Origin of the sequence: Actinomadura rifamycini DSM 43936 (assembly GCF_000425065.1) — a bacterium.
Taxonomy (GTDB): Bacteria; Actinomycetota; Actinomycetes; order Streptosporangiales; family Streptosporangiaceae; genus Spirillospora; species Spirillospora rifamycini.
On record NZ_AULB01000011.1, the window covers coordinates 58,118 to 68,699 of the forward strand.

Annotated in this window: 11 protein-coding genes; 7 read left to right on the forward strand and 4 right to left on the reverse strand. The window is 72.4% G+C overall.

The genetic code is table 11. The annotated features are described in order from the left end of the window. Nucleotide 1: 1 nt before the first annotated feature. On the forward strand, nt 2-529 hold the full coding sequence (locus tag H505_RS0110600) for a DoxX family protein (RefSeq protein ID WP_026401953.1): 528 nt from the start codon (nt 2-4) through the stop codon (nt 527-529). 51 nt (nt 530-580) lie between these two features. On the opposite strand, the gene H505_RS0110605 is transcribed toward H505_RS0110600, so the two are convergent. Further along, on the reverse strand, nt 581-1,237 hold the full coding sequence (locus tag H505_RS0110605; protein ID WP_034517524.1) for a TetR/AcrR family transcriptional regulator: 657 nt from the start codon (nt 1,235-1,237) through the stop codon (nt 581-583). A gap of 75 nt (nt 1,238-1,312) precedes the next feature. On the opposite strand from H505_RS0110605, the gene H505_RS0110610 reads away from it, so the two are divergent. The 3 genes from H505_RS0110610 to H505_RS0110620 are packed head-to-tail and all read left to right on the forward strand — an operon-like array spanning nt 1,313 to nt 4,122. After that, nucleotides 1,313-2,176: an acyl-CoA dehydrogenase family protein gene (locus H505_RS0110610; protein ID WP_026401955.1), complete on the forward strand. Its 864-nt coding sequence runs from the start codon at nt 1,313-1,315 to the stop codon at nt 2,174-2,176. Further along, complete coding sequence (locus H505_RS0110615; protein WP_026401956.1) at nt 2,173-3,321, forward strand: acyl-CoA dehydrogenase family protein; 1,149 nt, start codon at nt 2,173-2,175, stop codon at nt 3,319-3,321. The genes H505_RS0110610 and H505_RS0110615 overlap by 4 nt, the downstream gene beginning before the upstream one ends. A 9-nt stretch (nt 3,322-3,330) precedes the next feature. Continuing rightward, on the forward strand, nt 3,331-4,122 hold the full coding sequence (locus H505_RS0110620) for an enoyl-CoA hydratase (protein ID WP_026401957.1): 792 nt from the start codon (nt 3,331-3,333) through the stop codon (nt 4,120-4,122). Between the two features lie 74 nt (nt 4,123-4,196). Here H505_RS0110620 and H505_RS0110625 read toward each other — a convergent pair whose 3' ends face one another. From H505_RS0110625 to H505_RS0110635, 3 genes are read right to left on the reverse strand one after another with little or no spacing between them, the layout of a single operon-like run. Further along, nucleotides 4,197-4,745 (reverse strand): carboxymuconolactone decarboxylase family protein, encoded by a 549-nt coding sequence (locus H505_RS0110625; RefSeq protein ID WP_026401958.1) that lies wholly within the window; start codon nt 4,743-4,745, stop codon nt 4,197-4,199. Beyond that, nucleotides 4,742-5,482, reverse strand: coding sequence for an SDR family NAD(P)-dependent oxidoreductase (locus tag H505_RS0110630; RefSeq protein ID WP_051300526.1), 741 nt, complete (start codon nt 5,480-5,482; stop codon nt 4,742-4,744). Before H505_RS0110630 ends, H505_RS0110625 begins: the two co-directional genes overlap by 4 nt. After that, nucleotides 5,479-6,285 carry a TauD/TfdA dioxygenase family protein gene (locus H505_RS0110635; RefSeq protein WP_026401960.1) on the reverse strand — a complete coding sequence of 269 codons (807 nt, stop codon included), beginning with the start codon at nt 6,283-6,285 and terminating at the stop codon, nt 5,479-5,481. The genes H505_RS0110630 and H505_RS0110635 overlap by 4 nt, the downstream gene beginning before the upstream one ends. Before the next feature lie 227 nt (nt 6,286-6,512). Between H505_RS0110635 and H505_RS0110640 the strand changes: the two genes are divergently transcribed. Genes H505_RS0110640 through H505_RS0110650 form a run of 3 tightly spaced genes read left to right on the forward strand, consistent with a single transcriptional unit; the run spans nt 6,513 to nt 10,570 of the window. Beyond that, a complete protein-coding gene (locus tag H505_RS0110640; RefSeq protein WP_034517526.1) occupies nt 6,513-7,949 on the forward strand; it encodes an aldehyde dehydrogenase family protein in 1,437 nt (478 codons plus the stop codon). Next, nucleotides 7,946-9,154, forward strand: coding sequence for a CaiB/BaiF CoA transferase family protein (locus H505_RS0110645; RefSeq protein WP_026401962.1), 1,209 nt, complete (start codon nt 7,946-7,948; stop codon nt 9,152-9,154). Before H505_RS0110640 ends, H505_RS0110645 begins: the two co-directional genes overlap by 4 nt. A gap of 36 nt (nt 9,155-9,190) precedes the next feature. Further along, entirely contained in the window at nt 9,191-10,570 is a 1,380-nt protein-coding gene (locus H505_RS0110650; protein ID WP_211238446.1) for an ABC transporter substrate-binding protein, read from the forward strand. Nucleotides 10,571-10,582: the final 12 nt, after the last annotated feature.

Sequence of the window (10,582 nt, forward strand, 5' to 3'; positions counted from 1 at the left end):
GATGCCGGAAGCCGAGGCCGCGGCCCTGCTGGCCGTGCGGCTGGTCGTGGGCGCCACGATGATCGTCCACGGGTACAACCACTGGCGCGGCGGCGGCCGCATCGCGGGCACCGCGGGCTGGTTCAGCGGCCTCGGGCTGCGCCGCGGGACGCTCCAGGCGTGGCTGAGCGTGCTCACCGAGATCGGTGCGGGCGCGCTGCTGATCCTGGGCCTGCTGACGCCGCTGGCCTGCGCGGCGATCGTGTCGGTGATGCTCGTCGCCGGGCTGCTCGCGCACCGGTCGAACGGGTTCTTCGTGTTCAAGGACGGCTACGAGTACGTCCTGGTCCTGGCCGTCGTCTGCGTCGCGCTCGCGGCGCTCGGCCCCGGGACGGTCTCGGTGGACGCCGCCGCGGACATCGAGGTCACCGGCTGGGCGGGCGGCGGCATCGCGCTCGGCGTGGGGGTCGCCGCGACCGCGGGACTGCTCGCCGCGTTCTGGCGTCCGGAGCGCGAGCCCGCGGCGCAGCCGGAGGAGCAAGCCGCCTGACCGCACCCCCCGCGGACCGTGCCGGGCCCGCCGCCGTCGCGGCGGGCCCGGCTAGTCCGCGGCGGGGGCCGTGATGCCGCGCAGGCAGAACTGCCAGATCTCCGGTGCGGTCATCGGGACGGCGGAGCCGTCGCCGCCGCCGCTGCTGTGCGCGGTGAAGATGACCGTCTGCATGACCAGGGCCGCCTGGCGGCGCGGCCGGCCCGGACGGACGGCGCCCGCCGCGGCGGCCTCCTCGACGAGCTCGGTGAAGACGTCCAGCATCGGGCGGTGCGCGGCCGCCACCTGGGGCGGGTGCGAGACGAGGAGCCGCAGGGCGAAGTCGCTGAACAGCGGGCGGCTCTCCCCGGGCGTCGGGCGGCACTGCCCGTAGAGGGTCTCGACCGCGGCCCGCAGCCGCGGCAGGGGCTCGCACCGGCGCTCCGCGGCCTCCCGGACCTCGGCCGCCCCGGCGGCGAGGGCGTCCTCGAACAGCGCCAGCAGCAGCTCGTGCTTGCCGTCGAAGTGCTGGTAGAAGCTGCGCAGCGACTGCCGGGAGCGGTCCACGACCTCCTGCACCGTGAAGTCGGTCGTCCCCTTCTCCGCCATCAGCTCCTGCGCGGCGTCGAGGAAGCGCTGCACGCGCTGCTCGGCGCGCAGCTTGGCGGCTCGGGTGGAGCGCTCGACCGCGCGTCGGCGCCAGGCGGGTTCTTCCACGACCTCGGACATCTCGCTGATGATACTCGCGTAAAGCGAAATATGAGACTCTTACTTACAAAGAACGAGAATGCTATTCTCGCGCGCATGGAGTTCGAGTTGGATGAGGACCAGCGGCTGCTCCGGCAGACGGTCCGCGAAACGGTCGCCAAGTCGCGGTCGCGTCCCGAAGACGAGCTGTGGGCGGCCCACCGCGAGCTGGGCTGGCTGGACGCCCCGCCGGTAGAGCTGGCGATCGTGCTGGAGGAACTCGGGTACGCCGCCGACCCGACGCCCTTCCTCGCCACCGCCACCTGGTTCCTCCCGCTCGCCGGGCGGCCGCCGCGGGGAACGGGGACGGCGGTGTGCGACGGGACCGGCCGGTTCGTCCTGGACGCCGACCGCGCGGACGAGATCGCGCTGGTGACGGCGGACGGCGTCGTCGTCGTGGACGGCGCGGACGCGGCCGCCGAGCGCGTCGACACGTTCGACCCCACCCTGCACGTGGCGCACATGCCGCCCCGGCCGGACGGGCCGCGCCTCGTCGCCGGAGTCCCCGACCTCGCGCTGATGGGGCTGGCGATCACCGCGGTGGGGAGCTGCCGCCGCATCCTCGACATGGTCGTCGCGCACGTCCGCGACCGGCACCAGTTCGGCGTGCCCATCGGCTCGTTCCAGGCCGTCAAGCACAAGGCGGCCGACATGCACGTCGCCATCGAGCGCGCCCGGGCGCTCGCCTACTTCTCCGCCCTGACGATCGCCGAGGACGACCCCCGCCGCGGCCGTGCGGCGGCGATGGCCAAGGCCGCCGCCGGCGAATGCCAGCAGGTCGTCTTCCGCAACGGCCTCCAGCTGTACGGGGCCATGGGCTTCACCTGGGAGAACGAGCTGCAGATCCATCTCAAGCGGGCGAAAGCCTGCGACCTGCTGCTGGGAACGGCGGCCGAGCACAGGAGGGCGTTGCTCCGATGAGGTTGGGCTCCGATCCGGAGGTCGAAGCGTTCCGCGCCGAGTTCTCCGCGTTCCTCGACGCGCACCTGCCGACGGCGGCCGAGGCCGTGCCGCGGTCGAAGTCGAGCGCGGACGTCCCCGAGTGGGCGCGGCGGTGGCAGCGGACGCTGTTCGACGCGGGCTGGCTCCTGCCGGGCAACCCGCCCGAGTTCGGCGGCCGGAACGCGACGCTCCCGCAGCAGCTCGCGCACCTGGAGGAGCTGTCGCGGCGGCGGATCTACCACAGCTTCAACCCGCAGGGCGTCGGCATCATCGCCGCGTCCGTCCTGACGTTCGGGACCGAGGAGCAGAAGCGCCGCTGGGCCGTGCCCATCCTGCGCGCCGAGATCACCGCGGCGCTCGGCATGAGCGAGCCGGGCGCGGGGTCGGACCTGGCCGGCCTGCGGACCCGCGCCGTCCTCGACGGCGACGAGTTCGTCGTCAACGGGCAGAAGGTGTGGACGTCGGGCGCGCACGACGCCGACGTGCTGCTGACGTTCGTCCGGACCGACCCGGACGCCCCCAAGCACAAGGGCATCAGCGTCCTGCTCGTCCCGACCGGGGCGCCGGGCGTGGTGCGCCGGCCGTTCGGCTCCATCGCCGACCCCGCCGACCTGGACTTCAACGAGGTCTTCTTCACCGACGTGCGGGTGCCGAAGGAGAACCTGATCGGCGCGCTGAACAAGGGCTGGGGCGTCGCGCACGGCTCCCTGGGCCACGAGCGGACGCTGCTGTGGCTCAGCTTCGCCGAGCGGCTGGAGGACCTGGTCCGGGACGCGCCCAGCGACCGGGAGTGGTACGCCACGCTCCAGATGGACCTCCAGGCGCTCCGGCTGCTCGGGTACCGGGCCCTGGGCGACAGGGTCGACCCCGCCGAGCTGTCGGTGCTGAAACTGCTCGGCTCCGAGGCCGTGCAGGAGGCGTCCCTGCACGCCCTGGAGGAGCGGGGCGCCGGGGGGCTCGTGCATCCCGAGCGGACGTCGCCGCCCAACCACATGAGCAACGAGGCGTTCTCCTGCAGCTGGTTCGAGCGGTACGTCCGCAGCTTCGCCGGGACGATCGCCGGCGGCACGTCCGAGATCCAGCGCAACATCATCGCCGAGCGCGTCCTCGGCCTGCCCAGGTAAGGAGAGCCAATGGACCAGATCCTCTACGAGGTCGCCGACAAGGTCGCGGTCATCACGCTGAACCGGCCCGAGGCCGCCAACGCGCAGACCGGGGCGCTGCTGGACGACCTGGACGCGGCGTGGGCGCGGGCCGCGGCCGACGACGACGTCCGGGTCATCGTGCTGAAGGCGAACGGGCGGCACTTCTCCGCCGGGCACGACCTGAAGGACCGCGAGTGGGCCCCGGAGAAGCTCACCCTGGAGTGGATCTACTCGGTCGAGTCGCGCCGGTACCTGGAGTACACGCTGCGCTGGCGCAACGTCCCGAAGCCGTCGATCGCGGCGGTGCAGGGCAAGTGCATCGCGGGCGGGCTGATGCTGTGCTGGCCGTGCGACCTGATCGTCGCGGCCGAGAACGCCGAGTTCTCCGACCCGGTCGTCCACATGGGCATCGGCGGCGTGGAGTACCACGGCCACACCTGGGAGCTCGGGCCGCGCAAGGCCAAGGAGATCCTGTTCACCGGCCGCGCGGTCACCGCCGCGGAGGCCGAGAAGGTCGGCATGGTCAACAGGGTCGTGCCGCTCGGCGAGCTGGAGGCGTCCGCGATGGAGCTGGCCGGGCAGATCGCGCAGATGCACCCGTTCGCGCTGCGGCAGGCGAAGCGGGCCGTCAACCAGACCCTGGACGTGCAGGGCTTCTACGCCGCGATCCAGTCGGTGTTCGACACCCACCAGACCGGGCACGGCAACGCCCTCAGCGTCGACGGCTACCCCGTCCTGATGAAGCTCGACGGCATGAAGGACAAGCTCAAGTCGCAGTGACACCCCCGAGCGCGCGAACGCGGTGGCGGCCGTCCCGGGGAGGGGCGGCCGCCACCGCGTTCACCGGTTCCGGGTCAGGTCTCCGCGCCGAAGGCCGCGTCGAAGCCCTCGTCGGACATGCCCTCGTCCAGCGGCAGCCGGAAGGTGTTGAAGACCATGGCGAGGAGCCCGTAGGTGCCCACCGTGAAGACCAGGTCCATGAGCCGCCGGTCGTCGCCCAGCTCGGCCGCGATCTTCCGGTAGGTCTCGTCGGTGAGGTCGGCCCGCTCGTCCAGCTCGTCCACGACCCGGTTCAGCAGCGTGGGCGCGCCGGAGCGCACCTCCTCGATCTCCGCCTCGGTGACGCCGGCCTCCCGGGCGATCACCACGTGCTGCGCCCACTCGTAGCGGCAGCGGCGGCGCCACGCGATCCGCAGGACGGCCAGCTCGCGGACGGTGTCCGGCAGCGACGAGCGGTTCAGCGTGTACGCGTTGTACCGCATGAACGCCCGCGCGAGCGCGGGATGCCGGGCCAGCAGGTCGAGCGCGTTGTTGGGCGGCGGGAGCCGGCCCTCGCGCGGGGAGAACGCCGCGACGGTCTCGGCGTCCCACATGTCGCGGGGGAGCGGCGGCAGGCGCGTCACGTGTTCCGCCCCCCGTTCACGCCCACGATCTGCCCGGTGATGTAGCCGGCCTCCTCGGAGACGAGGAACGCGCAGGTCGCGGCGATGTCCTCCGGACGCCCGACGCGGCGGACGGGCGTGCGCGCGATGTGCTCTTCGACGGTCCCGCCGAGCAGGCCGCGGCCCTCGGCCTTGCGCAGCATCGGGGTGTCGATGAAGCCGGGCGGCACCGCGTTGACGGTGATCCCGGCCGGGCCCAGCTCCAGCGCGAGCGCCTTGGTGAGGCCGTTGACGGCCGACTTCGCCGACACGTAGTGCGCCATGTACTGCTGGCCGGAGTGGGCGCTGGACGAGGAGATGTTGACGATCCGCCCCCAGCCGGCCTCCGTCATGTCGGGCAGGACGGCCTGCACGCAGTGGAAGACCCCGTTGAGGTTCACGTCGATGACGCGCCGCCAGGACTCGAACGACAGGTCGGCGAACCGCTTGAAGCCGTCCAGCCCGGCGGCGTTGACGAGCACGGTCACCGGGCCGAAGTGCTCCCGGACGGCGGCGAGCGCCTTGTCGACCTGCGCCCGGTCGGTCACGTCGGCGGCCTGCCCGAAGGCGGCGGTGGCCGGGTTCAGGTCCAGCGCGGCGACGTTGTAGCCGTCGGCGGCCAGCCGCTCGCAGACGGCCTTGCCGATGCCGGACCCGCCGCCGGTGACCACGGCGGTCCTCCCGGCGCCCCGGCCCGCGCCCTGCTCCGGGGCGCTCACGCGAACGCCTCGTCGCCGACGATCGTGGTGCGGTGCAGCGTCCGCTCCGAGGACGGGTCGTAGGGCAGGGCGCGGTGCAGCATGCCGGTGTTGTCCCACATGACGAAGTCGCCGACCTCCCACTCGTGCGTGTAGCGGAACCGCTCCCGGGTGGACCAGTCGAGCAGTTCCTCCAGGATCTCCGTGCTCTCGTCCGGGTCGATGCCGACGATGCGGTCGGCCGTCGCGCCGATCACGAGCGAGCGGCGGCCGTCCCGCCGCTTCCAGACCAGCGGCGTCTCCTGCGCGGGGACGCGGCGCCAGGACGCCGGCTCCTTCTCGGTGGGCTCGGGGTTCGCCCGCCGCTGCGCCGCCTCGAAGCTGTGCACCACCCGCAGGCCGTCGTAGCGTTCGCGCTGCTTCTCGGGGAGGTTCTCGTAGGCCGCGTAGGTGCTGGCGAACTGCGTGCCGCCGCCGGTCATGGCCACGTGCCGGGCGGTCAGCGCCGTCGTCCTGACCGGGGTCGGGTCGGTCGTCCCGTCCAGGTGCCAGTGGAAGGTGCCCTTGAGGTACTCGGCGGTGGGGTTCCTGGACGGGTCGAGCGACACCGTGAAGATCTCCCGGCCGCGCAGCGACACGACCCGTCCCAGCTTGCGGCAGAACGCGAGCTGGGCTTCGTCGTCCAGGTGCAGGCCGCGGACGAGCAGCACGCCGCGCCACCTGAGCGCCTCGTCGCAGCGGCCGACCAGCGCGTCGTCGAGCAGGTCGCCGACGCCCGTGACCTGCACGCCGAGGTGCGGGCTGAGCGCCCGGGTCTCGATCATGAAAATCTCCCTTCCGAATACGAGAACATTACTCTCCAACGGTGAGACCGGGAAAGCCCCCTGGTCGGGGTCCCGGTGGCGGATCGTGGGGCCGCGGTGCCGGGAGTGTCGGGCGGAGTCGGTACTGGCACTCCGTTCTCGAAACTGGATGGTTGATTTGCGTGCGGCGAGAATGTAGTTTCCAGCCATCAAGGAGGCAGGATGCGACTTCAGGAGGCGGGGCGAGGGTGAAGAACCTGCTCATCGACGGAAGGCTCGTCGAGACCGAACGGACCTATCCCTCGGTCAATCCCGCGACCGGCGAGGAGTTCGACCGGGCCCCGGACGCCACGGCCGCCGACGCCGAGCGGGCCGTCGCGGCCGCGCGGCGCGCGTTCGACGCCACGGACTGGGCGACCGACCGGGAGTTGCGCATCCGGTGCCTCGACCAGCTCCACACGGCGCTGCTCGAGCACCGGGAGGAGCTGCGGGAACTGACGATCACCGAGGTCGGCGCGCCGCGCATGCTCACCCACGCCAACCAGCTCGACGTGCCGATCGAGATGTTCCGCTACTACGCCGACCTGCTGCGCGAGTACCCGCTGACCGAGGAGCTCCCCGACCTCGAGTCCCGCGGGCAGCGGCACCGGCGCTGGGTGGAGAAGGAGGCCGCCGGCGTCGTCGCCGCGATCATCCCGTACAACTACCCGAACCAGATCGGGTTCGCGAAGCTGGCGCCGTCCCTCGCCGCCGGCTGCACGGTGGTGCTCAAGGCCGCGCCGGACACGCCGCTCGTCACGCTGGCGCTCGGCGAGCTGATCGCCGAGCACACCGACATCCCGCCCGGGGTCGTCAACGTCCTCAGCTCCTCCGACGCCGCGGTCGGCGAGGTGCTCACCGCCAGCCCGGACGTGGACGTCGTCACCTTCACCGGCTCGACCGCCACCGGCCGCCGGGTCATGGAGGCCGCGAGCCGCACCGTGAAGCGCGTCTTCCTCGAACTCGGCGGCAAGTCCGCGATGATCCTGCTCGACGACGCCGACTTCGACACCGCGGCCATGTTCTCGGCCTTCATGATCTGCTCGCACGCCGGGCAGGGCTGCGCCCTCACCAGCCGCCTCCTGGTGCCGCGCGACCGGCACGACGAGATCGTCGAGAAGGTCGCGGCCAACCTCGGGCGGGTCGCGTACGGCGACCCCGGCGACCCCAAGACCTACATGGGCCCGCTCATCAGCGAGGCCCAGCGCGACAAGGTCGACGGCATGGTCAAGCGCGCCGTCGAGGCGGGCGCGAAGCTCGTCACCGGCGGCGAGCGGGTCGACCCGGGCTTCTTCTACACGCCGACGCTGCTCGCCGGCGTCGACCCGGCCAGCGAGATCGCGCAGGAGGAGATCTTCGGACCCGTCCTCGTCGTGATCCCCTACGACGGCGACGACGACGCCGTCCGCATCGCCAACGACTCCATCTACGGGCTGTCCGGCGGGGTCCAGAGCGCCGACGAGGACCGCGCGATCGCGGTCGCGCGCCGCGTCCGCAGCGGGACGTTCAGCATCAACGGCGGCAACTACTTCGCGCCCGACGCGCCGTTCGGCGGCTACAAGCAGTCCGGGATCGGCCGCGAGATGGGCGTCGCCGGGCTCGAGGAGTTCATGGAGCGCAAGACGTTCGCCGTGGCGGCGTCGTGAGCGCGCCGCTGGACGGCGTCCGCGTCGTCGAGGTCGCGATGTACGGGTTCGTCCCGTCGGCGGGCGCGGTGCTCGCCGACTGGGGCGCGGAGGTCGTCAAGATCGAGCACGCGGTCAACGGCGACCCGCAGCGCGGGCTCCGGCAGACCGGCACGATGAAGGTCGAAGGCGACCCGAACCCCAACATCGAGCACGCCAACCGCGGCAAGCGCAGCCTCGGCCTCGACATGGCCAACCCCGAGGGCAAGGAGGTCCTGCACGAGCTGATCCGCCGCGCGGACGTCTTCCTGACCAGCTTCCTGCCCGCGGCGCGCCGCAAGCTCGGCATCGACGTGGACGACGTCCGCGCCGTCAACCCGCGCGCCGTCTACGCCCGGGGCAGCGCCCTCGGGCCGCGCGGCCGGGAGGCCGAGAAGGGCGGCTACGACATGACCGCCTTCTGGGCGCGGGCCGCCACCGCCGCCAGCATCACCCCGCCCGGCGTGGAGGGCATGATCCCCCCGCCCGCACCCGCCTACGGGGACACCGTCTCCGGCACCAACCTCGCCGGGGGCATCGCCGCGGCGCTGTTCCGCCGCGAGCGGACGGGCGAGGCGCCCGTCGTGGACGTCTCCCTGCTGGGCAGCGGCCTGTGGGCCATGGGCCACGGCGTCGCGCTGTCCCAGCACCTCGGCAAGCCGCTGGAGGCGCCCCCGACCGGCGCCCACGGCTCGCCCACGAACCCGCTGTCCGGCCTGTACCGCACCGCCGACGGCCGCCACCTGGCCTTCGTCATGCTGCAGCCGGCCCGCTTCTGGGCCGACGTGTGCCGGCACATCGACCGCCCCGACCTGGCCGACGATCCCCGCTTCGCCACCGCGGAGCTGATCGCCGCGAACACGCCGGCGGCCGTCGAGGCGCTGCGGGAGGTTCTCGCCTCCCGCACGCTGGGCGAATGGACCGAGCGTTTCGCCACCCTCGCGGGGCCCTGGGCCCCCGTGCAGGACTCCCTGCAGGTGGGCGACGACGCGCAGATCCGCGACAACGAGTACCTCGTGCGGGCCGGTGAGCTCGAACTCGTCGCCAACCCGGTGCAGTTCGACGTCACCGCTCCGCGGCTCGGCCCCGCTCCCGAATTCGCCGCGCAGACCGAGGAGATCCTCATGGAACTCGGTCTCGACTGGGACCGCATCCTCGCCCTGAAGGCGGCGGGCGCGGTCACCTGACCATCGCATCCGGGGGTTCGGCTCCGAGGAGGAACGTTGAGACCCTTGATCATCGGCCTGCTGCTCGTCGCGCTGACGGGGTGCGCCGCCCGCGGCGGCACCACCGCGGCGGACGACGAGGGCGGGACACGGGACGGCGGCGGCACGTCCGCCGCCGTCCCGAAGACCGACTTCGGCACGCTCAAGGACGTGTGCGGGCCCGGCGAGGCGAAGCCGTCCGACGCCCGGGGCGTCACCGACGGCGAGATCAAGGTCGGCGTCTTCACCGACGTCGGCTTCACCAAGAAGCCCGACATGGTGGACGCCGCCAAGGTGTTCACCGAGTGGTGCAACGCGGCCGGCGGCGTCAACGGGCGCAAGCTCGTCCCCGTCGTCCGCGACGCCAAGCTGATGGAGGTCCGGCAGCGGATGACCGAGGCGTGCGCGGACGACTTCGCGGTCGTCGGCGGCTCCGCGGCGCTGGACGGCCAGGGCGTCGAGACCCGCCTGACGTGCCTGCTGCCCGAGTTCCCCGCCCAGTCGAGCCAGGTGCAGGCGCGCGGCGCCGACCTCCAGGCGATGGCGAACGGCGCGTCGCTCGGCTACAACGACTACGCCGGCTTCTACAACTGGCTGCTCAAGGAGAAGCACCCGTCGTCGAAGGACGCCGTGGGCGTCATCGCCGGCGACTCGCCGGTCACCAAGATCATGGTCGCCCAGCACTCGGAGACGATCGAGGGACTCGGCGGCAAGGTCGCCTACACCGGGCTGTACCCGGCGCGCGGGGTGTCCGACTGGACGCCGTACGCCCAGGCCATGAAGGACAAGGACGTCAAGGCCCTGATGTTCCTCGGCGACTGGAACCAGCTGGCCAAGCTGCTCCAGTCGCTCACCAACATCGGCCATGAGCTCGACTGGATCGACACCACCAACAACGCCTACGGCCCCCAGTTCGTGAAGCTGGCGGGCGCGGCCCTGGAGAGCCAGCCCTCCTACGCCGACCTCAGCGGCATGCACCCGCTGGAGAAGGCGGACGACAACCCGGCGACGCGGCAGGTCCTCGACATGTTCGAGCGGTACGCGCCCGACGCGGAGGTCAACCTGCCGGTCCTGCGGTCCTTCTCCGCCTGGCTGCTGTTCGCCAAGTCGGCCGGCGCGTGCGACGAGCTGACCCGCAAGTGCGTCCTGGAGAACGCCGAGAAGGAGACCGAGTGGACGGCGGGCGGCCTGCGGGCGCCGCTGGACCTGTCCGACCCCGCCTCGCCGCCCCGGTGCTGGAACGCCGTGCAGGCGACGCCCGACGGCTGGGAGCCCGCCGACTTCCGGCCCGACGACGGCGCCTACCGGTGCGAGGAGGTCGAGCACCGGTACACGGGCGACTACCCGGCACCGCTGAAGCTCGAGGACGTCGGCAAGAGCATGGCGGATCTGCAGTAGGGGCCGGCGGCG

Coding starts and splice junctions, on each gene's coding strand:
- H505_RS0110600 (WP_026401953.1), top strand. CDS start 2: ATGCCGGAAGCCGAGGCCGCGGCCCTGCTGGCCGTGCGGCTGGTCGTG.
- H505_RS0110605 (WP_034517524.1), bottom strand. CDS start 1,237: ATGTCCGAGGTCGTGGAAGAACCCGCCTGGCGCCGACGCGCGGTCGAG.
- H505_RS0110610 (WP_026401955.1), top strand. CDS start 1,313: ATGGAGTTCGAGTTGGATGAGGACCAGCGGCTGCTCCGGCAGACGGTC.
- H505_RS0110615 (WP_026401956.1), top strand. CDS start 2,173: ATGAGGTTGGGCTCCGATCCGGAGGTCGAAGCGTTCCGCGCCGAGTTC.
- H505_RS0110620 (WP_026401957.1), top strand. CDS start 3,331: ATGGACCAGATCCTCTACGAGGTCGCCGACAAGGTCGCGGTCATCACG.
- H505_RS0110635 (WP_026401960.1), bottom strand. CDS start 6,285: ATGATCGAGACCCGGGCGCTCAGCCCGCACCTCGGCGTGCAGGTCACG.